General features: G+C 68.0%; 21 protein-coding genes and 1 pseudogene. 8 read left to right on the forward strand and 14 right to left on the reverse strand.

The window, feature by feature from the left end; genetic code table 11:
- The first annotated feature begins 24 nt into the window (after positions 1 to 24).
- Positions 25 to 846 (forward strand): nucleoside phosphorylase, encoded by an 822-nt coding sequence (locus IEY26_RS08430; protein ID WP_188977876.1) that lies wholly within the window; start codon positions 25 to 27, stop codon positions 844 to 846.
- Positions 847 to 1,267: 421 nt separating this feature from the next.
- On the opposite strand, the gene IEY26_RS08435 is transcribed toward IEY26_RS08430, so the two are convergent.
- The gene (locus tag IEY26_RS08435) at positions 1,268 to 2,437 is read right to left on the reverse strand and encodes an NAD(P)/FAD-dependent oxidoreductase (RefSeq protein WP_188977878.1); all 1,170 of its coding nucleotides are present in this window, start codon (positions 2,435 to 2,437) and stop codon (positions 1,268 to 1,270) included.
- Positions 2,438 to 2,545: 108 nt separating this feature from the next.
- Positions 2,546 to 3,076, reverse strand: a complete 531-nt coding sequence (locus IEY26_RS08440) for an Rrf2 family transcriptional regulator (RefSeq protein WP_188977880.1) — start codon at positions 3,074 to 3,076, stop codon at positions 2,546 to 2,548.
- Positions 3,077 to 3,276: 200 nt separating this feature from the next.
- On the opposite strand from IEY26_RS08440, the gene rocF reads away from it, so the two are divergent.
- Entirely contained in the window at positions 3,277 to 4,203 is a 927-nt protein-coding gene (gene rocF / locus IEY26_RS08445) for an arginase (protein ID WP_188977882.1), read from the forward strand.
- A 33-nt stretch (positions 4,204 to 4,236) separates the two neighbouring features.
- On the opposite strand, the gene gyrA is transcribed toward rocF, so the two are convergent.
- Complete coding sequence (gyrA, locus tag IEY26_RS08450) at positions 4,237 to 6,753, reverse strand: DNA gyrase subunit A (RefSeq protein ID WP_188977884.1); 2,517 nt, start codon at positions 6,751 to 6,753, stop codon at positions 4,237 to 4,239.
- On the reverse strand, positions 6,750 to 8,672 hold the full coding sequence (gene gyrB / locus IEY26_RS08455; protein WP_188977886.1) for a DNA topoisomerase (ATP-hydrolyzing) subunit B: 1,923 nt from the start codon (positions 8,670 to 8,672) through the stop codon (positions 6,750 to 6,752). Before gyrB ends, gyrA begins: the two co-directional genes overlap by 4 nt.
- Positions 8,673 to 9,029: 357 nt before the next feature.
- On the opposite strand from gyrB, the gene IEY26_RS08460 reads away from it, so the two are divergent.
- Complete coding sequence (locus IEY26_RS08460) at positions 9,030 to 11,417, forward strand: DNA topoisomerase VI subunit B (protein ID WP_188977888.1); 2,388 nt, start codon at positions 9,030 to 9,032, stop codon at positions 11,415 to 11,417.
- On the forward strand, positions 11,414 to 12,511 hold the full coding sequence (locus IEY26_RS08465; RefSeq protein WP_188977890.1) for a DNA topoisomerase IV subunit A: 1,098 nt from the start codon (positions 11,414 to 11,416) through the stop codon (positions 12,509 to 12,511). Before IEY26_RS08460 ends, IEY26_RS08465 begins: the two co-directional genes overlap by 4 nt.
- 280 nt (positions 12,512 to 12,791) lie before the next feature.
- Here IEY26_RS08465 and IEY26_RS08470 read toward each other — a convergent pair.
- The 6 genes and pseudogenes from IEY26_RS08470 to ligA form a co-directional block, all read right to left on the reverse strand.
- Positions 12,792 to 13,671: pseudogene (locus IEY26_RS08470) on the reverse strand (PhzF family phenazine biosynthesis protein).
- A 42-nt stretch (positions 13,672 to 13,713) separates the two neighbouring features.
- Positions 13,714 to 14,634: a hypothetical protein gene (locus IEY26_RS08475; RefSeq protein ID WP_188977892.1), complete on the reverse strand. Its 921-nt coding sequence runs from the start codon at positions 14,632 to 14,634 to the stop codon at positions 13,714 to 13,716.
- 54 nt (positions 14,635 to 14,688) lie between these two features.
- The gene (locus IEY26_RS08480) at positions 14,689 to 15,432 is read right to left on the reverse strand and encodes an MBL fold metallo-hydrolase (protein WP_188977894.1); all 744 of its coding nucleotides are present in this window, start codon (positions 15,430 to 15,432) and stop codon (positions 14,689 to 14,691) included.
- Positions 15,433 to 15,468: 36 nt separating this feature from the next.
- The gene (locus IEY26_RS08485; RefSeq protein WP_188977896.1) at positions 15,469 to 16,260 is read right to left on the reverse strand and encodes an HAD-IIA family hydrolase; all 792 of its coding nucleotides are present in this window, start codon (positions 16,258 to 16,260) and stop codon (positions 15,469 to 15,471) included.
- Positions 16,257 to 16,559 (reverse strand): MazG nucleotide pyrophosphohydrolase domain-containing protein, encoded by a 303-nt coding sequence (locus IEY26_RS08490; protein WP_188977898.1) that lies wholly within the window; start codon positions 16,557 to 16,559, stop codon positions 16,257 to 16,259. Before IEY26_RS08490 ends, IEY26_RS08485 begins: the two co-directional genes overlap by 4 nt.
- 24 nt (positions 16,560 to 16,583) lie before the next feature.
- Complete coding sequence (gene ligA, locus IEY26_RS08495; RefSeq protein WP_188977900.1) at positions 16,584 to 18,245, reverse strand: ATP-dependent DNA ligase LigA; 1,662 nt, start codon at positions 18,243 to 18,245, stop codon at positions 16,584 to 16,586.
- An 85-nt stretch (positions 18,246 to 18,330) separates the two neighbouring features.
- On the opposite strand from ligA, the gene IEY26_RS08500 reads away from it, so the two are divergent.
- Positions 18,331 to 19,863 carry a hypothetical protein gene (locus tag IEY26_RS08500; protein ID WP_188977902.1) on the forward strand — a complete coding sequence of 511 codons (1,533 nt, stop codon included), beginning with the start codon at positions 18,331 to 18,333 and terminating at the stop codon, positions 19,861 to 19,863.
- Positions 19,864 to 19,947: 84 nt separating this feature from the next.
- Here IEY26_RS08500 and psmB read toward each other — a convergent pair whose 3' ends face one another.
- Positions 19,948 to 20,682: an archaeal proteasome endopeptidase complex subunit beta gene (gene psmB, locus IEY26_RS08505; RefSeq protein ID WP_188977904.1), complete on the reverse strand. Its 735-nt coding sequence runs from the start codon at positions 20,680 to 20,682 to the stop codon at positions 19,948 to 19,950.
- A gap of 48 nt (positions 20,683 to 20,730) precedes the next feature.
- Complete coding sequence (locus tag IEY26_RS08510) at positions 20,731 to 20,898, reverse strand: hypothetical protein (protein ID WP_188977906.1); 168 nt, start codon at positions 20,896 to 20,898, stop codon at positions 20,731 to 20,733.
- 442 nt (positions 20,899 to 21,340) lie between these two features.
- Between IEY26_RS08510 and IEY26_RS08515 the strand changes: the two genes are divergently transcribed.
- Positions 21,341 to 21,694: a DUF555 domain-containing protein gene (locus IEY26_RS08515; RefSeq protein WP_188977908.1), complete on the forward strand. Its 354-nt coding sequence runs from the start codon at positions 21,341 to 21,343 to the stop codon at positions 21,692 to 21,694.
- Positions 21,695 to 21,737: 43 nt separating this feature from the next.
- On the opposite strand, the gene IEY26_RS08520 is transcribed toward IEY26_RS08515, so the two are convergent.
- Positions 21,738 to 24,227, reverse strand: a complete 2,490-nt coding sequence (locus tag IEY26_RS08520) for a hypothetical protein (protein WP_188977909.1) — start codon at positions 24,225 to 24,227, stop codon at positions 21,738 to 21,740.
- A gap of 95 nt (positions 24,228 to 24,322) precedes the next feature.
- Between IEY26_RS08520 and IEY26_RS08525 the strand changes: the two genes are divergently transcribed.
- Both IEY26_RS08525 and IEY26_RS08530 read left to right on the forward strand, forming a co-directional pair.
- The gene (locus tag IEY26_RS08525; protein ID WP_188977919.1) at positions 24,323 to 24,862 is read left to right on the forward strand and encodes a CBS domain-containing protein; all 540 of its coding nucleotides are present in this window, start codon (positions 24,323 to 24,325) and stop codon (positions 24,860 to 24,862) included.
- Positions 24,863 to 25,552, forward strand: a complete 690-nt coding sequence (locus IEY26_RS08530; RefSeq protein ID WP_188977921.1) for a TVP38/TMEM64 family protein — start codon at positions 24,863 to 24,865, stop codon at positions 25,550 to 25,552.
- Here IEY26_RS08530 and purM read toward each other — a convergent pair.
- Positions 25,549 to 26,532, reverse strand: coding sequence for a phosphoribosylformylglycinamidine cyclo-ligase (gene purM / locus IEY26_RS08535; RefSeq protein WP_188977923.1), 984 nt, complete (start codon positions 26,530 to 26,532; stop codon positions 25,549 to 25,551). The genes IEY26_RS08530 and purM overlap by 4 nt on opposite strands.
- Positions 26,533 to 26,543: the final 11 nt, after the last annotated feature.

Below are 26,543 nucleotides of genomic sequence, written 5' to 3' on the forward strand. Positions count from 1 at the left end.
GGCGTCCGCCGCCCTGCTCTCAGTATGACCGACGACTCCGAAGACCCGAACGCGAACCGGCAGTACCACGTCGACGTCACGCCCGACGACGTCGCCGGGAGCGTCCTCCTCCCCGGGAACCCCGAGCGCGTCGATAAGATCACCGCGCTCTGGGACGAGCACGAGGAGAAGGCGTCCCACCGCGAATACCGGACCGCGACCGGGACCTACGAGGACGCCCCGATCTCCGTCACGTCGACGGGTATCGGGAGTCCGAGCGCCGCTATCGCCGTCGAGGAGCTCGCGCGCGTCGGCGCGGACACCTTCATCCGCGTCGGCTCCTGCGGCGCGATCCAACAGGGCATGGAGGTCGGCGACCTCGTCATCACGTCCGGCGCAGTGAGACAAGAAGGAACGAGCGACGAGTACGTCCGCGAGGACTACCCGGCGAGCGCCGACCACGAAGTCGTCTCCGCGCTCGTCGCCGCCGCCGAACGCCTCGGTCACGACTACCACGTCGGCATCACGATGAGCGCGGACTCCTTCTACGCCGGCCAGGGGCGACCGGGCTTCGGCGAGTTCATGGCCGCCGGCGGCGAGGACCTCGTTCACGACCTCCGAGACGCGAACGTGAAGAACATCGAGATGGAAGCCTCGGCGATTCTCACCATCGCGAACGTCTACGGCCTCCGCGCGGGCGCGGTCTGCTCCGTCTACGCCAACCGCGTCACCGGCGAATTCCGGACGGAGGGCGAGTCCAGAGCCGCCGAAACCGCGAGCCTCGCCGTGAAACTCCTCGCGAAGATGGATCAGGTGAAGGAGGACGCCGGCGTCGACGAATGGCACGCCGGCCTCAGCCTCGACTAACGACGTCGCGGGAAACCTACACTTCGGGCGGATAGCGAACAGGCGACACCGAACTTCGTCGTCGCGGGACGTGGCGTCGCGCTCACCGAATCGCGCGCCCCGCGGCCATCATCACGTCACGACGCGAGTTGGCCGCGTCTTCGTACTTGAACGCTCGGAGGAACAGAACCGATCCACGGAACCAGCGTCGAAGAAACAGAGAGAAAGCATCCGGCGACCGAGCGGGTCGAAGACCCCGGAATCTCGCGAGAGCAAGCTCTCGCTGAGTCACACTCACTCACCACGTTCGCTCGCGTGACGGCCGCCGGTTCACTCGCGGCTTCGCCGCGAGGCCGACGACTGAGGGACTGTAAGGACCGAAGGAGGAAGCTTTTGGTGGAGATTTTGCCAGCGCGCCGTCAGGCGCGCGCAGCAAAACGTGCTATAGGGCGTCCCAGGCGTCGAGCGCGCGGTTCCAGGAGGTGATCTTGGCGATCCAGCGCGCGGCCGCGCCCTTCTTCAGGATCTTCGCGGGGAGGCTGTTGAAGGTGCGGATGGGGAGGTCGAAGTCGGCGACGGTGACGTCGTGGGCGATGGCGGTTTCGCCGACGGAGATGAGGGTGCCCTGGTCCTGGTACGTCCACTTCTTGAGGGGGCGGCCGTGGAGGGCGGCGACGATGTTCTCGGCCGCGACTTCGGCGGCCTGCCAGGCGGCGAGCGCGGTGGGCGGGGCGGGGCGTTCGCCGGGCTGGTCGATGACGGCGTTGTCACCGATGGCGAACACGCGCTCGTCGCTCGTCTGGAAGTCCATGCCGGCTTGGAGGCGGTTGTGTTCCTTCTCGATGTCGACGTCTCCGTACTCCTGCGGTCCGGTGACGCCGCCGGTCCAGAGGAAGACGTCGTAGTCGAGGGCGTCGCGCTCCTCGAACTGCACTTGGTTCGCGGTGGCTTCGACGATGGGGTCGTCGGTGAGGATGTTGACGCCGGCTTCGTCGAGGCGGTGGCGGAGCGCGCCCTGGACCTGGGAGTCGCCCGGCGGGAAGATCTCCGGCATGGCTTCGACGAGGTGGATGTCGATGGGGGCGTTGTGGTTGTCGCGGAACTCGGCGATCTCGCCGGCGGACTGGATGCCGGAGAGGCCAGCGCCACCGACGACGACCTGCGCGGGACTCTCGCGGGTGGCGTTCTTCGCGGCCTGTTTGACCTGTTCGTGGATTTCGAGCGCGTCGTCGAGGCTCTTGAGGTAGAGCGGGTGGGTGTCCATCCCGGGGATGCCGAACGTCGCGGTCTCGCTGCCGATAGCGGCGAGGAGGTAGTCGTAGTCGACGGTGCTCCCGTCCTCGAGTTGGACGCGGCGGGAGGTCGTGTCGACGTCGACGACGCGGCCCTGGACGAACTCGGTTTCGGGCGATTTGATGTCGTCGACGGGGATGGTGATCTTGTCCTTGACGCTGGGGTCGCGGATGACGCGGTGGGATTCGTGGAGAACGAGGTGGTAGTCGGTGTCGGAGACCCAGGTGAGCGAGGCGTCGCGGGGTAGTGCGTCCTCGAGCGGGGCGATTGCGCCCGCGCCAGCGTAGCCAGCGCCGAGAACGACGACTCTGTCAGACATACCTGTGGCTGGAACGCCGACGAATACAAAGCCTTTGGTTACGGGCGTTACGCGGTAAACGCGGGCGTCCGCCGCCCGTCAGACGACCGGAGTGGGAGAGCGCGGGAGTTAGTGTGCGGGCTGCTCGGCGGGCGCTTCCATCCGGTCGATTTTGAGGATGAGGACGTTGTTGGTGTCGTCCTTGCCGTCGACGTCGCCTTCGACGACGAGCTTGGAGAGCGGGGTCGGGCCGACGACGACGTGGTCGCCTTCGTGGAAGTCGCGGACGCTCCCGCGGAGGTGGATTTCGGCGCGGCAGAGGTCGGGGTGGTGGACGCTCGTGAGCGAGATTTCTTCGACGTTCGCGTCGACTTCCTCACCGTCGTGCGTGACGGGGACTTCGGCGGCGGAGTCGAGCTGCTGGACGTCGAGGGCCTTGTACGCGTTCGACGTCGGCTTGTATCCGCCCTTCGGGCCGGGGACGCCCTCGACGAGCTGGAGGGCTTTCAGGCTCTGCATCTGATTCCGAATCGTCCCGGGGTTCCGGTCGACCTCCGCGGCGATGTCCTCGCCCTTCACGGCTTCTTCGCGTTCCGTGTAGAGGTTCACGAGCGCCGTGAGAATCGCGCGCTGACTGGACGTCAGCTCGATTGATGACATACGTGCAGGTTCGTGCGAGAACCGCATAAAACTCTCGAAGGCCGGGACGGGCCGAGGCGTCGAATCGCCCGCCGAGCGGGTCGCACGGGAGCACCAGTAGAGAGGTGTCGAGAGCGCGTTCGGAGACGGCTCCCGTGGTGGAGTTCTGGGGTGGGGTGTGAACCGGTCGTACTTTCAGGCGGGCACGCCGAGTGTGGGCTATGACGCTCGACCGACCTGTGCGAATCATCGGCGCGCCCTCCGACTACGGTGCGAACCGCCGTGGCGTCGACATGGGGCCGTCAGCCATCCGGTACGCCGGGCTCGCCGAGGAGCTCGAAGCGATGGGGTTGGAGACGACGGACGAGGACGACCTCCCGATTCCGCGCGCGGAGACGCGTGACCCCGACGTCGAGCAGCTCCGGTCGGGGAACGCGAAGTTCCTCCGGGAGACCCGTGAGGTCTGCGAGGCGCTCGAAGCGCGCGTCGCGGACGCCATCGAGGCGGGGATGTTCCCGCTCGTCCTCGGCGGCGACCACTCCATCGCCATCGGCTCGCTGAACGGCGCGGGGAAGAACGCGGACGTCGGCGCGATCTGGTTCGACGCGCACGGCGACTTCAACACGCCGGAGACGAGCCCGTCCGGGAACGTCCACGGGATGCCGCTCGCCGCGGCGCTCGGCCGCGGCGCGTTCGCCGAGGAGCCGTGGGCGTCCGAGAACCGCCTGCGCGAGGAGAACGTCGTCTACGTGGGCCTGCGCTCCGTCGACGACCACGAGCGCGACGCCATCAACGCGAGCGAGATGACGGCGTTCACGATGAGCGACATCGACGAGCGCGGCATCGGCCCCGTCGTCGAGGACGCCCTCGACGCGGCCACCGCGGGCGTCGACGGCATCCACGTCAGCTTCGACATGGACTGGCTCGACCCGAACGAGGCCCCGGGCGTCGGGACGCCCGTCCGCGGCGGCTCCAGCTACCGCGAAGCCCACTCCGCGCTCGAACTCGTCGCCGAACGCCACGCCAGCGAGGGCGTCCTCCGCTCCATGGAGCTCGTCGAAGTCAACCCGATTCTCGACTCCCACAACCAGACCGCGGACCTCGCGGTCGAACTCGCGGCGTCCGCGCTCGGGAAACGCATCCTCTGAGAGAAAAACCGGAAGATTCGGGTTTCGAGCGAGCTATTCGTCGTCTTCGGACTCGTCCGCTTCGCCTGCTGCTTCCGCGTCTTCTTCGTCGGTGTCCTCGCTGGGCGTGAAGACGTCGACGGCGGCGAGGCGGTCGTCGTCGCCTAAGTCCATGACTTTGACGCCCTTCGTGTTCCGGCCGATTTCGGAGATTTCCGCGACGGGCATGCGGATTATCTGGCCGGCTTCGCTCATCGCGACGACGTGGTCGTCGGCGGCGACGGCGTTGATGGCGGAGACGCGGCCGTTGCGCTCGCCGGTCTTGATGTCGACGAGGCCCTTGCCGTTCCGGGACTGCTCGCGGTACTCGGCGAGCGGGGTGCGTTTCCCGTAGCCGAACTCCGTAACTGTAAGGAGGTCGCGGGGGTCGTCCGAGGTCGCGGCCGCGAGGCCGGCGACGGCGTCGCCGCCGTCGAGTTTCATGCCGCGGACGCCGCGGGCGTTCCGCCCCATCGCGCGGACGTCGGACTCGTCGAAGCGGATGGCGTGCCCGCGTTCGCTCCCGAGGACGAGTTCGTTCTCGCCGTTCGTCACTTCGACGTCGACGAGCGCGTCCCCGTGTTCGAGGCTGATGGCGATGATGCCGGTGGAGAGGATGTTCGAGAAGTCCCCGACTTCCGTTCGCTTGACGTAGCCGTCCTGCGTCGCCATCGTGAGGTACTCGTCCTCCTCGAAGTCGTCGGTGTTGACGATGGCGGTGACGCGCTCGCCGTCGTCTAAGTCGAGGATGTTCACCGCGGACGTTCCTCTGGCGGTCCGGCTCATCTCCGGGACCTGGTAGGTTTTGAGCTGGTAGACCTGGCCCTGATTGGTGAACGCGAGCAGGTAGTCGTGCGTGTTCGCGTGGAACACCGTCGACACCTTATCGCCCTCCTTCAGGTCGGAGCCGATGACGCCTTTTCCTCCCCTATGCTGGCTCTTGAACGTCTCGGCGGGCACGCGCTTGATGTAGTCCTGCTCGGAGAGGACGACGACGACGTCCTCCTCGGGGATGAGGTCCTCGTCGGTGACCGTGCCGGTGTCCTCGATGATGGAGGTGCGGCGGTCGTCGCCGTACGTCTCCTTCATCTCGCGGAGCTCGTCCTTCACGACGCCGAGGAGCTCTTCCTCGCTCTCGAGGATCGCTTCCAGGCGTTCGATTTCCGCGGTGACCTCCTCGTACTCGTCTTCGATTTCGGCGGCCTCCATCGAGGTGAGGCTGCCGAGCTGCATGCGGACGATGTGCGCGGCCTGCTCCTCGGAGAAGCCGAAGGTCTCGCGGAGCGCGGCGCGCGCGCCGTCGCGGTCCTCGGCGTTCCGAATCGTCTCGACGACGTCTTCGGCGTTGTCGAGCGCCTTCAGGCGGCCTTCGAGGATGTGCGCGCGGTCCTCGGCTTCGGCGAGGTCGAACTCGCTGCGGCGACGCACGACCTCGCGGCGGTGGTCGAGGTAGTGCTGGAGCATCTCCTTCAGCGTCAGGACCTTCGGCTCGCCGTCGACGAGCGCGAGGTTGATGACGCCGAACGTGCGTTCGAGATGCGACTCTAGGAGGTGGTTCTCGACGACGTCGACGTTCGCGCCGCGCTTCAGCTCCACGACGACGCGGATGCCGTCGCGGTCGGATTCGTCGCGCAGGTCGCGCACGCCCTCTAAGTCGCCGTCGTTCACGTCCTCAGCGATGCGCTCCACCAGCCGGCTCTTGTTCTGCTGGTAGGGGAGTTCGGTGATGACGATCTGCTTCCCGCTGCGCTCCTGGTTCTCCTCGACGTGGTATTCGGCGCGGACGCGGAGGCGACCGCGTCCCGTCTGATAGGCCTTCTTCACCGGCGAGCGGCCGACGATGTTCGCCCCGGTCGGGAAGTCCGGCGCTTTCACGTACTCCATGAGGTCGCGGACGGTCGCGTCCGGGTTGTCGACGAGGTGGACGGCGGCGTCGACGACCTCGGTGAGGTTGTGCGGCGGCACGTTCGTCGACATGCCGACCGCAATCCCGGACGAGCCGTTGACGAGGAGGTTCGGCACCGCAGAGGGCAGGACGTCCGGCTCCTGAAGGCGGTCGTCGTAGTTCGCGGAGAAGTCGATGGTGTCCTTCTCGATGTCCGCGAGCAGCTCCTCCGCGATGGGGGCCATCCGGGCTTCCGTGTACCGCATCGCCGCGGCCGGGTCGCCGTCAACGGAACCGAAGTTCCCCTGACCGTCGACGAGCGGGTAGCGCATCGAGAAGGGCTGCGCCATCCGCACGAGCGCGTCGTAGATAGCGGAGTCACCGTGCGGATGGAAGTCACCCATCGTCTCGCCGACGATGCTGGAGCTCTTCCGGTGCGTGGAGCCGGAGGTGACGCCGATTTCGTGCATCGCGTAGAGGATGCGGCGGTGGACGGGTTTGAGGCCGTCGCGCACGTCGGGGAGGGCGCGTCCCGCGATGACGCTCATCGCGTAGTCGATGTAGGACTGCTCCATCTCCTCTTCGACGCGAACGCTCTTCACGCGCTCTGCGACCGTGTCCGTGACGTCTGGTGCGTCTGAGCTCATATGTCCACCCACTCCGCGTCGGTCGCGTGCTCCTGGATGAACTGCTTGCGCGGTTCCACCGCGTCACCCATGAGGACGCTGAACATTCTGTCGGCTTCGGCGGCGTCTTCGACGTTGAACTGCTTCAGGATGCGGTTCTCCGGGTTGAAGGAGGTGTCCCAGAGCTGCTCGGGGTTCATCTCCCCGAGACCCTTGAATCGCTGAATCTGCGTCGGGTTCCCGCCGCAGACCTCCTCGATGATCTCCTCGCGTTCCGCCTCGGTCATCGCGTCGTAGGTCTCGCCGCGGTAGCGGATGCGGTAGAGCGGCGGCTGAATCGCGTACACGTGCCCGCCCTCTAAGAGCGGCCGCATGTGGCGGTAGAAGAACGTCAAGAGGAGCGTGCGGATGTGCGCGCCGTCGACGTCGGCGTCAGTCGCGAGGATGATCTTGTCGTACCGGCGGTCCTCGATGTCGAATTCTTCGCCGATCCCCGTGCCGATTGCGGTGATGAGCGCGCGGATCTCGTCGTTCTCCAGAATCCGGTCGAGGCGGTGTTTCTCGACGTTCAGGATCTTTCCCTTGATCGGGAGCACCGCCTGGTGTTCGCGGTTCCGCGCCTGCTTCGCGCTGCCGCCCGCGGAGTCCCCTTCGACGATGAAGAGCTCGGCTTCCTCGGGGTCGCGGGACTGGCAGTCCGCGAGTTTCCCGGGGAGCGCCGTCGACTCCAGCGCCGACTTCCGGCGCGTGAGCTCTTCGGCCTTCTTCGCGGCTTTCCGCGCCTTCGCGGCTTCGACGGCCTTGTTGATGATGGCGCGCGCCGTGTCGGGGTTCTCCTCGAAGTAGGTGCCGAGGCCCTCGTGGAGCGCGGATTCGACGACGCCGCGGACTTCCGAGTTCCCGAGCTTCGTCTTCGTCTGTCCCTCGAACTGGGGGTCGGGGTGTTTGACGGAAATAACCGCCGTCAGGCCCTCGCGGATGTCCTCGCCTTTGAGGTTGTCGCCGTCGATGGGGCCGAGGAGGTCGTTGGTGTTCGCGTAGTCGTTCACCACGCGGGTGAGCGCGGTCTTGAAGCCGGTGAGGTGCGTGCCGCCCTCGCGGGTGTTGATGTTGTTCGCGAACGCGTGCGTGGAGGACTGGAGGTCGTCGGTCGCCTGCATCGCGATGTCGACCTGCACGCCCTGGTCTTCGTCCTCGATGAAGATGACGTCGTCGTGGAGCGCCTGCCGGGACTCGTTGAGGTAGCGGACGAACTCGCGGATGCCGCCCTCGTAGTGGAACGTTTCCGTTCTCTCCTCTTCGCCCTCGCGCTCGTCCGTGAGCGTGATGGTGACGCCCTCGTTGAGGAAGGCGAGTTCGCGGAGGCGCGTCTGGAGCGTCTCGAACTTGTACTCCGTCGTCTCGAAGATGTCGGTGTCCGGGCGGAACCGGATGAGCGTCCCGGTCTCGTCTTCGGGGACGTCGCCGATTTCCTCTAAGTCCGTGACGGGTTCGCCGCGCTCGAACTTCTCTCGGTACTGCGTGCCGTTTCGCTTGACGACGACGGCGAAGCGCTCGGAGAGCGCGTTCACCACGGAGACGCCGACGCCGTGCAGCCCACCCGAGACCTGGTAGGATTTGTTGTCGAACTTCCCGCCGGCGTGGAGGACGGTGAGGATGACCTCGACCGCCGGCCGGTCGTACTCCTCGTGCGTGTCGACGGGGATGCCGCGGCCGTCGTCCTCGACGCTGACCGATCCGTCGTCGTGGAGAGTCACCTCGATCTCGTCACAGTACCCGGCGAGCGCTTCGTCGATGGAGTTGTCCACCACTTCGTAGACCAGGTGGTGGAGACCCCGAGAGTCGGTAGAACCGATGTACATCGCTGGCCGTTTCCGCACCGCTTCCAGGCCCTCTAAGACCTGAATCTGGCCAGCGCTGTACTCACTTTCGTCTGCCATGAATGGTTACTCGCTGCTAGGTCCTACTCTCTTAAAAAGCCTCTCGTGCGCGTGCGCGACGCGCGTATGACACGTGTTCGACACCGCGGCTCGAAGCATCCGCGGGCCGAGGCGTCGGCGAACCGAGAGTGCGACTCGACGGGCCAGCCTCGCGGCGCGACCGTTCGGCTCGACGGCGCGCCCTCCGACCTGACGCCGTCGACGGATGCGTTCGACGGCGCGCGACACGACCCGCTCCGAGCGGGTATTTCGACGTTCCGCCCCGCGTCGGCGTTTTCGTGGCTCCTCGCGTCGGTCTTCACTTTCACTCCGCCACCGGGACGTTCTTATCTCGGGAAGGGATACATCCGGTACTGAATGACGTCCTTCCAGTCGACGCTCGGCGACGGGGTGGCCGAGGAGCTCGCGCAGAACCAGCGCGAGATCTCCATCGCCGAGTTCTTCGAGAAGAACAAACACATGCTGGGCTTCGACTCGGGGGCCCGCGGGCTCGTCACCGCCGTGAAAGAGGCGGTCGACAACGCCCTCGACGCCGCCGAGGAAGCCGGAATCCTCCCAGACATCTACGTCGAAATCGCCGAGAACGGCGACTACTACACGCTCGTCGTCGAGGACAACGGCCCCGGCATCACCAAAGAACAAGTCCCCAAGGTCTTCGGGAAACTCCTCTACGGCTCGCGCTTCCACTCCCGCGAGCAGACCCGCGGCCAGCAGGGCATCGGGATCTCAGCGGCCGTCCTCTACAGTCAGCTCACCTCCGGGACGCCCGCGAAAATCACGAGCCGGACGAAGGGCTCGGACACCGCCGAATACTTCGAGCTCATCATCGACACGGACACGAACGAGCCGGAGATTCAGACGGCGGAGACGACGTCGTGGGACCGAACCCACGGGACGCGCATCGAACTGGAGATGGAGGCGAACATGCGCGCTCGCGGTCAGCTCCACGACTACATGGAGCACACGGCGGTCGTGAACCCGCACGCGCGCCTCGAACTCCGCGAGCCGAACGCCCACGAGAAGTACGAACGCGCGGAGAACGCGGGGCTCCCCGCGGAGACCGAAGAGATCCGCCCGCACCCCCACGGCGTCGAACTGGGCGCGCTCATCAAGATGCTCGGTGAGACCGACTCGCACTCGGTCTCCGGCTTCCTCCAGGAGGAGTTCACGCGCGTCGGCGCGAAGACCGCGGACAGCATCCTCGACGCCTTCCGCGACAACCACTTCGGCCGCGAAGCCGCCTGGCAGACGCCCGGCGCTGGCGACGATGTGGACGTCGAGGCCGTCGTCACGGACGCGATCTCGAACAAGGGCGCGGCGGCGACGTCGGCGTTCGCCGAGCACGTCGAGCGCGCCTTCGCGGAGCGCGACCGGCTCTCGTATACGGACCTCGAAGCCGTCGTCGCGAACGTTTCTGATACGGTCGAAGGCGAGACCGGGAAGTCGTTCGGCGACACGGTGCAGGAGAACGTCGTCGACGCGCTCTGGGGCGTGCTCGCCGCCGACGAGAACCGAACGGAGAGCCTCTACCCGTTCGTTGACGAGGCGACGACGGTGCAGAAGGGCGACGCGGTCGTCCACGGCCTCGCCGAGCGCATCGCGGAGAAGTTCGACGAGGAGACGCCGCGAGCGCGCGTGACCCGCGGGACGCTGGAGACGTTCGTGGAGCGCGCCGCGGAGATGACGGCCGACGTCGAGGACGCGACCGTCGGCGAGACGGCGCGGGAGAACGTCGCGGACGCCATCTGGGCGTCGATGGTGCGCGTCGAGGACGACGTGCCGCTCGTCCGCGAGATCGCCGGGGAGCGCGACCTCGCCCGCGACCTGCTCGACGCGATGACCCGCACGGACGTCATGGCTCCGCCGACGGACTGCCTCGCGCCCATCACCGCCGAGCTCGTCGAAGCGGGGTTACGCAAGGAGTACGACGCGGACTTCTACGCGTCGGCGACGCGGGACGCGGACGTCCACGGCGGCGACCCCTTCATCGTCGAAGCCGGCATCGCGTACGGCGGCGAACTCGCCGCGGAGGGGAGCGTCGACCTCATGCGCTTCGCGAACCGCGTGCCGCTCGTCTACCAGCGCGGCGCGTGCGCGACGACGCAAGTAATCAAGAACATCGGCTGGCGGAACTACGGCCTCGACCAGCCCGGGGGAAGCGGGATGCCGAGCGGCCCCTGCGTCGTCATGATCCACGTCGCCTCGACGAACGTGCCCTTCACGAGCGAGTCGAAGGACGCGCTCGCGAACGTTCCCGCCATCGAGGACGAAATCGAACTCGCCGTCCGCGAGGCCGCGCGCGACCTGAAGTCCTACCTGAAGGCGCAGCGCTCCCGGCAGAAGCGCCGGCAGAAGCAGAACGTCATCGCGGACATCCTCCCGAAGATGGCGCACAAGGTCTCCGAGATGACCGGCCGCGAGGAGCTCGTCGTCGACGACTCCCTCGCCCGCATCATGAACAACGTCCTCGTCGAACGCGAATCCGAGGGAGACACGGCGAGAATCGTCGTGGAGAACCACTCCGGGCAGTCCGCCGACCTCGACGTCACTGACATCGTCACCGAAGAACCCACGGACCTCTCGGACGGCACCGTCGTCGAGATGGACGGCGAGTGGTTCGTGAAGTGGTCGCCCTCCGTCGCGAGCGGCGACGACGCCGTCCTCTCCTACACCGTCCCCGACGGCAGCGAGGGCGGTCTCACCGTGAAAGGCGTCGACGACGAGAAACTAACCGTCAACCAATGAGTCAGACAGACAACACCGACGAAATCGCACAGGAACGCCTCCTCGACCTCGCCGAGGAGTTCTACGACCAGTTCCTCGACGGGGAGATCCCCCACATGGACATCCCGACGCGCTCGAAGTCGAACATCGTCTTCGACGAAGAGTCTCAGGTCTGGGTCTACGGCGACCGGAAGAGCACTCGCTCCGCGAACTCCGTCCGCGGCGCGCGCAAACTCCTCAAAGCCGTCTACACCGTCGAATTCCTCGAACAGCAGTTAGAGGAGGACCGCTCGTCGACGCTGCGTGAACTCTACTACCTCTCCGAGTCCTGGGACGAGGCGGAGGCGAAGTTCAACGACCAGTCGGAGTCCGACAAACTCGTCGAAGACTTAGAGATCGTCTCCGGCGTGAAACGCGAGGACTTCCACATGCGCCCCGAAGAGTCGGGCGCGAAAGTCATGGGGCCGCTGCGCATTCGCGAGCAGACGAACCGCGGCGACCGCGAAATCCACTGTCAGGAGGACGTCGGCCAAGGCGGCTACCAGATTCCCAACAACCCCGACACCATCGAGTTCCTCGACCACGACGTCGACTTCGTCCTCTGCGTCGAGACCGGCGGGATGCGCGACCGCCTCGTCGAGAACGGCTTCGACGACGAGTACAACGCCCTCGTCGTCCACCTCGGCGGCCAGCCCGCCCGCGCCACCCGCCGCCTCACCAAACGCCTCCACGACGAACTCGACCTCCCCGTCACCGTCTTCACTGACGGCGACCCCTGGAGCTACCGCATCTTCGGCTCCGTCTCCTACGGCTCTATCAAATCCGCCCACCTCTCCGAATACCTCGCCACCCCTCAGGCCGAGTTCATCGGCATCCAACCGAGCGACATCGTCGAATACGACTTACCTACTGATTCGCTCTCCGACTCCGACGTCAACGCCCTCGAAAGCGAGTTAGAGGACCCCCGCTTCCAGGACGACTACTGGACCGAGCAGATCGAACTCCAACTCGACATCGGCAAGAAGGCCGAACAGCAGGCGCTCGCGTCTCGCGGGCTGGACTTCGTCACCGACACCTACCTCCCCGAACGCCTCGACGAGATGGGCGTCATCTAAACACCCACGTTTTTATTGTCGTTCGAAAGGCGCGTTGCGCCTTTCGCGATGACGAGAGACGGCGAAGCCGTCTCTCGAACCACGAGCTGTCGGCTTCGCCGACCGCCCGATAAAAACCTGGACTAAAAGCCTCCTCGCTCCTGCCGCGCCCTCTGGGCGCGTTAGTCGCTCGTTGGCCTCGCGGCTCGCATTCGCTCGCCGCGAGTGAACCGCGACCCTACCGGGCTCTGGGCGGGACCGGTAGGGTCGCGGACGCTCACCCCGTCTGTTGTTTGACGAGCTACCGGAGTCGCCCGTCGAGAACGGGTTCGACGCGGCCACCGACTTCGACGTCGATTCCGTCGCGTGTTTCCTCGGCGCGGAGATGGAGGCGCGAGGGACGATCCATCTCGTAGCCCTGTTCGACGGTGGCGTCGACGGGGTCGGCGTCGACGTAGTCGTGGCGGGCGAGGTAGGCGGCGAGGCAGCCGTTCGAGGAGCCGGTGGCGGGGTCTTCGGGGACGCCCGCGCAGTCGGCGAAGACGCGGGCGTGCAGGTCGTTTCCGGGTTCTTCGGTTTCGTCGGTGAAGACGAGGACGTTGAGGTTCCCGTGGACGTCGATGAGTCGGTCGTAGTACGCGTCGAGTTGGGTGTCGGCGCGCCGGACGGCGTCGAGGGAGGCGAGCGGGACGACGACGGTCGGGAGGCCGGTGGAGACGACTTGCACCGGATGTTCGGCGTCGAGGTCGGCTTCGGCGAGGCCGAGGACGGCCGCGAGGAGCGCGGGAGGGAGTTCGTCGCCGAAGTCGGGTTCGATCTGTTGCATCCAGTAGACCGCCTCGTCGTGCTCGCGTTCGACCCAGACCGGAATGCGGCCGACGCCGAGGTCGAGGACGAGTTCGTCCGGGCGGTCGTCGGCGACGTGTTCGCGGACGACGTTCGCCGCGCCGAGCGTCGGGTGGCCGGCGAACGGCAGCTCTTCGGCGGGGTCGAAGATGCGGACGGGGTACGCGCCGTCGACGGGTTCCTCGGACTCGACGAACGCGGCTTCGGAGAAGTTCGTCTCCCGCGTGCATCTCCGCCGCGTCGAGGGCCGAGGCGTCGCGGACGACGGCGAGCTGGTTCCCCGTATACCGGTCCTGCGCGAAGACGTCGACGTAGTGGACGGGGTTGTGGAGCATCGCTCGACTCGACGCGGCGACACGCCTTCTACCTTGTCGGTGTCACTCGGTCTCGACGTCTTCGAGCGTGAAGTCGACGCGCCACTCGACCTCCGTGCTCGGTCCCTGCGCCTCGCCCTCGCGGTGATAGGTGAGCGTGTCGGAAATCGTCCAGTCGCCGGGGCCGAGCGAGCGAGTACGAGGTTTCGCGGGGTCGATGGCGTACTCGCGGGTGATCGTCTCGCCGGGCTCGATGGGGGTGCGGACGCCGATGGCGCAGACGACGAGTCGGTCGTCCTGAATGCCGACGCACTCGTCGTCGGCGTAGCGGTCGTTCCAGAGGAGGAAGTCTGTCGGGCTCTCGCTCCCGAGGTCGCTCGGCCGGGTGGCGTTGAGGAGGCTGAACGGCGGGACGGTCCCGCTGAAGACGGCGTAGGTCTCGCCGCCGACGTTGGTGAGCGAGAACTCGATGGCGGCGGGGTCGTCGGCGCTGACGCCGCTGTCGGTGACGCGGGCGTCGAACTGGACGGCGGGCGAACTGCCGGGGTCGGCGTCGAAGACGCCGAGGCTCCAGTGGGTGGCGGTCGCGTCGGCGGCGGTGTTCGCCGCCCACGTCACGAGGTCGGTGCGCGCGACGAAGTCGCGGAGACCGTCCGGAATCGAATTAGTCCGGTACTCCCCGTCTCGGAGCGTGCGCTCGACGGCGTCGCGGATCTCGGGGTCGTCGATGTCCGCGACGTCGACGACGACCGGGTCGGTGAAGTGGCGGCCGACGGCGTCCGTCGAGTAGACGCCGGTGATGCGGACGAGCCACCGGTAGTCCGGGGCGACTTTCTCCGTGGTGACGTCGAAGTCGGTGACGGCGAGCGCGGCGTCCGCGTCGGGGTCGGGGACGGGCGGCCGAAAGCCGGGCGCGCGGACGCAGCCGGCGGCGGAAGCGGCGGCTCCGGACGCGAGCGCGGCGAGGAGGGCGCGGCGACGCATACTCGGACTCTCCGCGAGAGCGTAATGGGTCTTGGGGAGCGGAGTCCGAACGGGCTACTGCTCGTTGGGGTCGTCGAGGACGACGGGGACCTGTTCGTGCGCGACGTCGGCGACGAAGCGGTCTTCGTCCGCTTCGAGGGCGTCGAAGGTGTCGTAGTGGACGGGCATGACGAGGCCGGGGTCGAGGCGGCCGGCGAGCGCCGCGGCGTCATCCTGCGTCATCGTGTAGGAGTGGCTGATCGGCGGGAGGAGGACGTCGACGACGAGGGAGTCGTAGAAGCCGAGCGCGTCCGAGTCGCCGGGGTAGAAGACGTTCTTTTCACCTACGCCGACGAGGTAGCCGACGCCGAATCCTTCGGGGTGCGGGACGTTCCCGTCGCCGTCGTCGTTCGGGCCGCCGACCTCGTTGTAGCCGGGGAGGGAGCGAACGGACACGTCGCCGACGACGGTTTCGTCGCGCTCACCGAGCCGGATGACCGAGAAATCGAGGTCGTCGACGGGCGTGACGTCGCGGTCGATGTTCGCGGTGTCGACGCCCTCGTAGACGATGATGGTCGCGTCCTCCTCGGCGACGCGTTCGATGCCGTCGGAGTCGTAGTGGTGGTCGTGGGTGACGCAGACGACGTCGCCGTCGCGGGCGTCGTAGTCGTCGAGCACGCCGTACCGGCCGGGGTCGAGGTAGACGACGGAGCCGTCGCGCTTCCGACCCGGTTCGGCGGACTGGTCGGCGTCGCTCTCGATGCGGGTGGTGGCGTAGCCGAGCCAGTCGAGCGTGAGGCCGGCGAAGTGAACGGTCACGCCCCGTAGTTCACCCGCTGGAGGGATAACGTTTCGTCAGTCGGAGAGGACGGCGGCGATGTCGCGGAGGCCGTCGAGGACGTAGTCGGGGGCGACGTCGCTGTCGGCGAGGTCGGCGTCGGTCGCGATGCCGGTGCGGACGAGGACGGTCGTCATCCCGACGGCGTCTCCGAAGGCGACGTCGGTGTTCAGGCGGTCGCCGACCATGAGGCACGCTCCGGGGTTCACGCCGAGGCGGTCGAGCGCGATGTCCGCGGTCTCCGCCGAGGGTTTTCCCAGAATGGCGTCGGGGTCGCGGTCGACGACGCCGGAGACGGCGTGGACGAGCGCGCCGGAGCCGGGGACGGGGCCGTCGGGGCTGGGGACGGTGTGGTCGGGGTCGGTGCCGACGAATCCCGTCGCGCCGGCGTCGAACGCGCGGATGGCGGCGGTCATGTCGTCGTAGCCGAAGCCGCGGTCGTAGCCGACGACGACGGCGTCGCTCGCGGTCGGGTCCTCGACGAGGTCGAGGTTCGCGTTCTCGAACTGGCTCGTGACGCTCTCCTCGGCGATGGCGAAGAGCGCGTCGTCGGCGTGGTGGGCGCGGAGGTAGGCGATGGTCGCGTCGCAGGAGGTGAGAATCTCGTCCGGCGTCGCCTCGACGCCCATGTCGCGGAGGTGTTCCGCGTAGGCCTCCGGACTCCGCGTGGGGTTGTTCGTCACGAAGAGGATTCGTTCGACGCGGTCGCGGAGCGCGCGGAGGCCGTCGGCAGCGCCCGGCAGGAGCGACTCGCCGGAGAGCACCGTGCCGTCGAGGTCGACGACGGCCGCCCGATACGCCGCAGTCATTCGCCGGAAGAGGCCGTTCCCGTCGCCTCGATGCGGGATTCGTACTTCTCGATGGCCTCGTCGAGGCAGGCGCTCGCGTCGAGGTCGAGCGAGTTCGCGACGGCGAGGAGGCTGAAGAGCACGTCGCCGACCTCGTCCGACTTCACCTCGACCTCGCCGCTCGCGCCGTAATCGGTGGATTCGACGGCGTCTTTCGCGAGCTCGCCGACCTCAGAGGTGAGGTCGAGAAGCTGGTACGCCGGTTCGCCTTCGAGGTCGTGTTCGTCGAAGAAGTCGGCGACGCGGTCTTGTTCGCGCATACCCCCATGTCTCGCGGGCCGTCCTTAGTCGTTCGCGACGAGGCGTTCGACGCGTTCGAGGGAGTCCGCCGTCGCCGGCGTCTTGTCCTCGCGAACGGTGACGAACCGCGGGAAGCGGAGGGCGTACCCCGAGGAGTACGTGGGTGACTGTTGGATCTCCTCGTAGCCGACTTCGAAGACGACGGCGGGTTCGATGTCGACCGTCTGGCCCTCCTCGTGGCGGACGTGCGGTTCGAGTACGTCGGTGAGTTCCGCGAGTTCTTCGTCGGTGATGCCGGTCGCCACCTTCCCGATGGTCTCGAATCCGTCCTCTGTTCTCGCGGAGAGGAGGAAGGTCCCGAGGAGTTCGGCGCGGCGGCCCTCGCCCCACTCCGCGCCGGTGACGACGAGGTCGAGCGTCTCCACGTCGGGCTTGCGCTTCAGCCAGTTCTGTCCGCGTTTCCCCGGCGAGTAGTGCGAACGAGGATTCTTCAACATGATGCCCTCGTGGCCGGCGTCGAGGCTCTCGGCTTCGAACGCCTCGATCTCCTCGACGTCGCCGGAGACCGAGAGGTCGGAGACGGCGTTCGTGTGACCGAGCAAGGCGTCGAGCGCATCGTGGCGGTCGACAAGGGGGTCGTCGAGGCGGTCGTCGCCCCACGCGTGCAGGCAGTCGAACGCCCGCAGCTCGACGGGGACGTCCTCGCGCGCTTTCGCCACGTCGTGTTTCCGCCGGAACCGCCGGAGGACGTGCTGGAACGCCCGCGGATTCCCGTCCGCGTCGACCGCGACGACCTCTCCGTCGAGAATCGCCGGCACGGGGAGTTCCGCCTCGGCGAACTCCACGACCTCCGGGAGCGCGTGCGTCACCTCCTCCATGTTCCGCGAGAATATCTGGACGTCCTCCCCGTCGTAGTGGAGTTGGACGCGCGCGCCGTCGTACTTCGTCTCGACGGCCGCCTCCTCCCACGCGTCCAGCGCGTCGGTCACCGTGCCGGCCTGCGCGAGCATCGCCTGCACCGGCCGGCCGATTTCGAGGTGGATGCCGTCGAGACCCGCTTCGCCCGCGTCGCGCGCCGTCCGGGCGACGAGTCCGTAGTCGTTCGACACCTGCAGGGCGCGCTCTACCCGCTCGGCCGGGACGCCGAACGCCGCCGCGATGCCGTCGCGGACCGCGCCCTCGCCCACGCCGATACGCATCTCGCCGAGCACCAGCCGCGCGAGGTACTTCGCCTCCTCGCTCGAACACCGATTGAACAGGCCGAAGAGCCGGCGCACCGTCTCCTTATCGCTCCCCGACCCCTCCGTCTCCGCCACTGCGTCGAGTTCGTCGACGACGTCGGCGAGCGAGAGCGCGTCATCCTCGCTCTCGTCGCCGGTGAACGCCGCGAGGCCCCGCTGGCTGTCGAGGTCGTAGCTCGCCGCGACCGCGCCGATTTCGCCCACGTCCGCGAGGCGGTCCTCGACGTCGCCTGCGGTGACGTTCGGGCCGGCGGCCTGCGCGAGCGCCTCGTAGACCGCGGCCGGGCCGACGTCGAGTTTCCGCTCGCTCCACGCCGGGAACACCCGGCCCTGTACGAACCGCGTCACCGCCTCCAGGTCGCCCCCGGCGTCCGCGAGGAGCGCCGCGACGAGGTCGACCGTCTCCAGGTCCGCGGGCTCCGCCTCGATGGCGGCGGCGTGTTCGACGAACTCGCTGAACTCCATCGGAGAGGAGTTAGACGACGCCGGATTTAACGGCGGCGACCCGCGGCCGTCGGGTTTGAAGTCCTCGCGGGCGAACTTCCCGGGTATGCCCGAACCGGAGCTCCTCGCGGACATCCACGACGTCCTCGACACGGACCCCGAGGCCTTCCAGGAGCGCGTCCGCGCGGACGCCGAGACTATCAAGACCGAACTCGAAGCCGGGACCTTCGACAACCCGCAGGCCATCATCGGCCTCGAGTACGAGTTCTACGCCGTGAACGACGACGGCGCGCTCGCCCGCATCCCCCGTCGCCTCCTCGAATACGTCGGGTTCGAGAAGGAACTCGGCCTGCACAACGCCGAGATGACGGCGTCGCCACAGCCGCTGAACGAGTACGGCCTCGACGCCCAGGAAGCCGAAGTCCAATCCCGCCTCGAAGCCGCCGCCGGCCCGATGGACGCCGAAGGCCTCCACCTCGTCAGCGACGCCCTCTGGACCATCCCGCCCGAGGGCGAAACCGCGAGCGAGTACCTCGCCGACAGCATCGAAGCCGACGGCGTCCGCCTCGCGACGAACATGAGCAGCTCCGCGCGCTACCAAGCGATGGCGAACACCGACCAGCCCGCGGGGATGAAACTCGACTTTCCGCATGTCTCCCTCGACGCGGACACCGTCATGCCGGAGGCGCTCATCACCTCCATCCAGCCGCACTACCAGGTCCCGCAGGCCGTCGACCTCGCGACCTACTACACGTACGCGCTCCGCATCGCCGCCCCGCTCGTCGCGCTCACCGGGAACTCCCCGTTCTTCCCGCCCGACCTCTACGACGACGGCGCGAGTAGCGAGGACATCATCGCCGACGGCTGGGACGAATCCCGCATCGGCGTCTTCGAAGACGTCCTCAACGTCCCCGGCAAGCAGGAGAAGGTCCGCTTCCCCGAGGACGCCGACACGGTCTTCGACCTCGTCGACATGGTCGCGGACGACCCCGTCATCGTCCCGATGCCCGTCGAGCGCCAGGGCCGCTTTGACGACGAGTTCGCGGACTTCCGAATGAAACACGGCACGTACTGGCGGTGGGTGCGCCCGGTCTTCGGCGGCGCGACGAAAGAGGAGGCGAACGCCCGCATCGAGTTCCGCCCCATTCCCTGCCAGCCCACGGTCCGCGACACGATGGCCGTGCAGGCGCTCTTCGCCGGCCTCCTCGAATCCATGGTGAAGCGCGACCACCCGCTCTACGACCTCGACTGGGAGACCGCGAAGACGAACTTCTACAACGCCGCGCGGAACGGCATCGGCGCGGACCTCACCTACGTCACCGCCGACGGCGACACCACCACCGACCACACCGAACTCTACACCGACCTCTTCGAGCAGGCCGAAGCCGGCCTCACCGACCGCGGCCTCTCCGAGACCGCCGCCGCGAAATACCTCTGGCCGCTCCGCCAGCGCGCCCGCCACGCAGTCACGCCCGCCATGTGGAAGCGAGCGCGCGTCAGCGAACACTTAGACGAGGGCGCGGACTTCACCAACGCCGTCTACGAGATGCAGTTCGAGTACCTCCAGAACCAACACGAAACCCTCCTCGAGGGGAGTTTCGCGGACTGGGTGGGGCGCGGGCAGAATATGGACGACTGACCGACCCAGCGCTCCGGTCTCGACGGCGCAATCGCTCACCGGGTGAGCGAAAGAGAAAGCGGCGGGTCGTCGGTTCTCGTCGACTTACAGGAGCTCGTCGACGTCCTCGTACGCGGAGATCTCGACGTTCTCGCGCGTGATCTTCGTGATGTGAATGCCGTTGCCGGACGCGGTGTCGCGCTCGGTCGCGGCGTTGATGGCCTTCGCGCCGACCGTGACGGCCTCGTCCGTCGTCATGCCGTCCTCGAACTCGTTTTCGAGCGTCCCGAGCGCGTACGGCATCCCGGAGCCCTGCGCCGTGTACTTATCCTCCATGCTCGACCCGCTCGGGTCGAGGCTGAAGACGTGCCCGCCGTCGTCGTCGACGCCGGCGAGGATGGGGACGACGACGAAGAAGGGGCCGCCGCGGAGGAGGTTCGACGCGATCGTCGAGAGCGCGGGGATGTTCATGTACTCGCCGCGACGCGCCTCGTAGAGGTTCGCCTCGGCGCGGAGCGAGCGGATGAAGGACTGCGCGCCGCCGACGCTCCCGGAGATAGTGATCGCCGCGTTCGGCTGAATCTCCTCGACCTTCTGCACGTTCTTGTTCGAGACGACGCGGCCGCCGAGGCTCGCGCGCTGGTCGGACGCCATCACGACGCCGTCCTGCGTGACCATCCCGACGATGGTCGTCCCCGTCTTGTTGACGTTCTCCATGTCCGCCTGCGTCATCTCGTTCTGCGGCATATCCCCGAGCTCCGGCCCGTACGGGTTCTCGAACTTACCCTGGAACCGGTCGAGGTTACGGGAGAAATCCGACGACTGATTGGGGTTGTACATTGGGTGTTCGTACAGGTGGCTAACTGATAAAAGCAACCCTTCCGGTGTTCAGCGCGTCGACTCGTACGCGCCCTCCGCGCGCTCCACGAGCCGGCCGACCGGGAGTGTCACCCCCATCCGACGCGCCACGAGCGCGAACGGGAGGAGCATGATACCGACTGCGAGGCTGGTCTGATAGGCGACCGCCGTCGTGAAACGGGCGACCTGTGACTGCATTGGCTTACCTCCTCCTCACGCGACATCCCCTATAAATGACTTCCGCCCCCGACGCCCCGTCGAACCCGACGCAGTCTTGCGATTCAACCCAGCCAGTACCCGAGTAAACCGAACTGGATGTCGCCCGTGGTCTCCCGTAGCCCCACCCGTCCTTTCCTCACTCGTCTCTCTAAGTTATACAGCGCTCTCGCGTAACGTCCGCCCCGCGAACCGGCCGTCGACGCCCCCCGCCGACGCCCCCCTCGTTCACGTCCCTCCCGTCGCTCCCGGTGGTCGCTTTGGTCGCGTTCCACACCTCCGCACAGATCTCCTCGCTCCCGCTCGGAATCTGAACTACGGTCGCTAGCGCTCCTTAGTTCACGTCCCTCCCGTCGCTCCCGGTGGTCGCTTTGGTCGGGACGTGAACCGTAAGGCACGACTACCCTCGGCCACACCAGTGCGTATGAGCAACTACGTCGTCGCCATGGAGGCGGCCTGGCTCGTCCGTGACGTCGAGAATTCGGACGACGCTATCGGGGTCGCCGTCAGCGAAGCCGGGAAGCGTCTGAACGACAAGGACCTCGACTACGTCGAAGTCGAAGCCGGCGTCACCTCGTGTCCCGCCTGCGCCGAGCCGCTCGACGCCGCCTTCCTCGCCGCCGAGACCGCGCTCGTCGGCCTCGTCCTCGAACTCACCATCTTCAACGCCGACTCCGAAGAACACGCCTCACGCATCGCGAAGAGCGAAGTCGGCGGCGCGCTCCGCGACGTCCCGCTCAAAGTCATCGAAGTCGTCGAAGAACCCGAGGACGACTAGGACTTCTCCGACCCCGCTCTCTCACAGCCGAGAGCGACCGCTCTCACTCGTCCTCCGCCGTCAGTCCCTCCCGTAGCCCGCGAACGATTGCCTCTAAGTCCTCCGAGTCGACGTCGAGGTCCAGCGAAATCGCGTGTGGCTGCGACGCTGCCGGCTCACCGGCCGACACCGCCGGGCCACCGCCCGACGCCGCCTGCTCGGCCGCCGACTCCGCCCGCTCCGCCGCAGCCTTCGCCTCCGCCGCCGCCTCCCGCGCCTCCTCCGCTGCGTCCGCGATATCCGAAATCACGCCCTCGGCATCCGCGCCAACTCCCTCCACACCCGCCTCGGCGACGTCTTCACTGCTCTCCTCACCCTCGGCTTCGCCGGAACCTTCGGTGACTTCCTCCCCGTTCTCCTCGCCGCCTGCTCCGTCGGCGTCCGCAGCTCCCTCCGCTCCACCGTCTTCATCGCCCGCTTCGCCGGCCTCTTCGGCGGCGTCCTCGTCACCGTCCTCGCCCCCCGCTTCGTCAGCGTCTTCGGCGGCGCTCTCGCCGTCTTCGCCGGCTTCGCCTCCCGTATTCGATTCGTCGGCCGCCTCTCCCACGCTTTCCTCGTCGGCGGCCGCTTCGTCGTCACTGCCCGCTTCTTCCGCGCTCTCGGGTCCCCGTCCGCCCTCGTTCCCGGCTGCGTCGTCGTTGCCGACGGAGATGGTGATGCCGGGACCGGCGTCGATGTCGATGCGGACCGTGTCGTCGTCTTCGACGAGTTCGACCGCGCTGTCGTCGTCGACCGTTCCGCCGTCGGTTTCGAGGTTCTCGTGGTCGATGTCGACTCCCAGCGGCGAGTCGCTGCCGAGTTGGAGGTCGTCCGGCAGGTCGATGTCTCGGAGGTCGACGTCGTCGTCGATGTGAATCTCGACGCCGGACTCTTCGTCGACCGAGAGCTCGACGCCGGAGTCACCGAGCGAGATTTCGACCGCGTCCTCGAAGAGGTCGCGCGCCGCTGTCTCGACCGCATCTTCGACCTCCTCACCGCCGGCTTCGACCGGCTCGGTGGATTCGCCCCCTGCGGGTTCGGTCCCGCTCGGCTCGACAGCCGACTCGACCGCCTCTGCGGGTTCGGTCCCGACCGACTCGATAGCCGACTCGAGTTCCTCCGCGGCGTCACCGGTGCCCGCGGCCGCGTCCTCGGCCGACTCCGCGTCCGTGCTCGTCGCCGGTTCGCTGCTCTCGCGTGCGGCGGCGACCTCGCGGGCCGCGTCGGCGGCGTCCGCGGCGGCCTCGGCGGCGCGCTCGACGTCCGCGGTCGCTTCGCTCACCAGTGTTTCGGCTGTCTCGGTGGCCGTCTCCGCTGCAGTCGCTTCGGCGGCTGACGCCGCGACGTCCTCCGCGGCCTCACGTGCGGCGTCGCGCGCGGTGTCTCGGGCGACTCGCGCGGCGGTCTGTTCGGCGGCCTCCGCCGCCGCCTCTTCCGCCACCGTTCTCGCGGTCTCGCGCGCCGTCCGCGCCGCGACCTCCCGCGCGACTGACGCCGCCGTCTCCTCGGCGGTGGCTCTCGCGGTCTCCTCGATGGCCTCGGTCTCCACTTCCTCGGCCACCGACCGGGCGGTTTCGGCCGCGTCGACGGCGGTTTCGGCGGCCTCGTCGAGCTCGTCCGCGGCGTCCCCGACGACGTCCTCGGCGGCCGACTCCGCCCGCTCCGCCGCGGTTTCGGCGGCGACGTTCCGCGCGGTCTTCGCCGCGGCCTCCTCGGCGGCCTCGCGAGCCGCCTCTCGTGCGGTCTCCCGCGCTGTGGTCTCGGCGACGTTTCGCGCGGCCGCTTCGGCCGTCGATTCGGCGGTTTCTGCGACTGTCTGCTCCGCGACGTCCTCGATCGTCTCTTCGAGCGTCTCCGCTGCCTCGACCGGCTCGCCGGCCGACGTCTCTTCACCTGTATCTTCGACCGCCTCTCGCGCGGTCGCTGCGGCGTCGACCGCTTCGCGTGCGGTTTCACCCGCTCGCTCGACCGCCTCGATGGTGCCGTCCGCCGACCCGGCCTCGTCGCTCTCGTCGGCGGGGAGGCGGTATCTGTCGTCGGCGTCCCGGTCGAGGAGCCCCGTCCACTCGTAGAGGTCGAGGAGCGTCTCGATGCCGGGTTCGACGCGGGTGGTTTCGAGGTCCTTCCCGGCGAGGTCCGCGGTCGTCTCGACGAGGTCGACTTCCGGGACGCCGCCGTCCGCGTCGGCGACGGCGTCGCGCACCTCCTCGGTGAGCGGCCAGTCGGCGAGGAGGGCGCGGGCGTGCTCGCGAGCGCGGTCGTCGTTCCCTTCGAGGAGCGCGCCAGCGAGCTCTCGTCCGTCCTGCGTGAGTTCGTGCTCCCGGTCGTGGCGTTCGAGCACGCCGAGCGATTCGAGGAAGCGGCTCTGCCGGCCGACGGCGTCGCGGATCCCCGTGACCGACTCGACGTCCGACGTGTACTTCGGCTCCGTCGCGGCTCCCGCCTCGGCCCACCCGGCGATGATCTCTCGGAGGGTATCGAAGTCGACGCCCTTCGGGATGTGGTAGTCGGTCATAGCTGGGGGTTCCCACGAAGCCGCAAAAAATCCGGCGGCCGGGCGGACGACCGCGGAGCCAAAGCTTTATTCATTACCTGTGGTTATGAGCGGGTATGTACCTCCCGACGCCGCAGGACCTCCGGGAGCGCCGGACCGAACTCGGCCTGACGCAGGCCGAACTCGCCGACCGCGCCGACGTCTCACAGCCCCTCATCGCCCGCATCGAGGGCGGCGACGTCGACCCGCGACTCTCCACGCTCCGCCGCATCGTCGAAGCGCTCGACGAAGCCGAAGGCGACGTCGTGCGCGCCCGCAGCCTCATGCACGAGGACCTCGTCACCGTCTCCCCCGACGACGCCGTCCGCGACGCCGTCGACCGCATGCAGGACGCCGGCTTCAGCCAGCTCCCCGTCCTCACGAACGGCGTCCCCGTCGGCTCCATCTCGGAGAGCGACGTCGTCCACGCCGGCGACGACGCCGGCAGCCTCGCCGTCCGCGACGTCATGAGCGAGTCCTTCCCGACCGTCTCCCCCGACGCGACGCTCGAAGAGGTGTCGAGCCTCCTCGACCACTACAAGGCCGTCATGGTCACCGAGGACGGCGAAACGGTCGGCATCATCACGCAGGCCGACGTCGCCGCGCGCGTCTCCTAAATGCCTCGCCCCCGCCGGCTGTTCCGCACGCACGACACCAAGCGGAGCGCGCTCGTCGCCGCGCTCGCGCTCGCCGCCACCGGCCTCCTCCTCGCGTTTCTCGTGACTCGCGTCGACGTGCTCGCGACGCCCGCCGCCGTCGAGCGATTCGTCCGCGGCTTCGGCGTGCTCGCCCCGCTCGCGTTCGTCCTCCTGCAGGCCGTGCAGGTCGTCGCCGCGCCCATCCCCGGGCAGGTGCTCGCCTTCGTCGCCGGCTACCTCTTCGGCCCCGTCTGGGGCACCGTCTACGGCGTCACGGGCGCGACCATCGGAAGCTACGTCGCGTTCTCGCTCGCCCGGCGCTTCGGCCGCCCGTACGTCGAACGCGTCCTCCACGACGACGCCCTCGGCTGGCTCGACGCCTTCTCACACGACCACGGCCTCCTCGCGCTCTTCTGCGTCTTCCTCATTCCCGGCCTCCCCGACGACGTCGTCTGTTTCGTCGCCGGCCTCACCGACCTCGACGTGAAGAAGATGACCGCCGTCGCCGCGCTCGGCCGAACGCCCGGCTTCTTCGCCGCGGCGTACGCCGGGTCGAACGCCGCACACGGCCGCTACGACACCGCGCTCGTCGTGCTCGCCGCGCTCGCCGCCGTCGCGCTCGGCGCGTGGATCTACCGCGAACGCATCCGGGACGCGCTCACCGCTTAGTCGAGCGTCAGCCCGCGCACCGCGACGTCCGAGCCCGCCTCGACCGCGCCGATGACCTGTCCGTCGGTGGCGTCGCAGAGCGCCTCGGCGGCGTCCGCGTCCGGAATCGCCGCGACGAAGCCCGTCCCCATGTTGAACGTCCGGTGCATCTCCTCGTCGGAGACGTTCCCCCGCTCCTGGACGAACGCGAAGACGTCCTGCGCGGGGAGCGGGTCCGTCACTGAATAGCGGTGGTCGCCCATCCGGGAGAGGTTCGTCCAGCCGCCGCCGGTGACGTGCGCGGCCGCGTTCGCGCCGGCCTCGCGGAGCGGGTCGAGGAGATAGGTGTAGATGCGCGTCGGTTCGAGGAGCGCCTCGCCCACGGTCTCGTAGCCGTCGTAGGGGTACGGGTCGTCGTAGTCGCCGTCGCGCGTGGCGGCCTTCCGGGCGAGCGTGAGGCCGTTCGAGTGAACCCCCGAAGAGGGGAAACCGACGAGGACGTCGCCGGGTTCCGCGTCGTTCTCGAAGACGTCGCCTTTCGCGGCGAGGCCGGCGACGGTGCCGGCGAGGTCGAACCCTTTGACGACTTCGGGCATCACCGCCGTTTCGCCGCCGACGAGCACGACGCCGGCTTCCTCGGCGGCGGCGGCGAGGCCGTCGCCGATCTGCGCCATCACGGCCTCGTCGGGGTCGTCGATGGCGAGGTAGTCGACGAACGCGACCGGGTCGACGCCGGCGGCGACGAGGTCGTTGACGTTCATCGCCATGCAGTCGATTCCCACTGTACTGTACTCCCCCACGGCGTCGGCGACGAGGAGTTTCGTGCCGACGCCGTCGGTGGCGAGGGCGAGGTAGCGGTCGCCGACGTCGAGCAGGCCGGCGTAGGCGGTGTCGTCGTCGAGTCCCTTCGTCGCGCCGACGAGCGCGGCGGTCGCGGCCTCGCTCGCCTCGATGTCGACGCCCGCGTCGGCGTACGTCAGCGACTCGTCGTCCTCAGACATACACGACTGTG

Source organism: Halocalculus aciditolerans (genome assembly GCF_014647475.1).
In the GTDB taxonomy this organism is placed as follows: domain Archaea; phylum Halobacteriota; class Halobacteria; order Halobacteriales; family Halobacteriaceae; genus Halocalculus; species Halocalculus aciditolerans.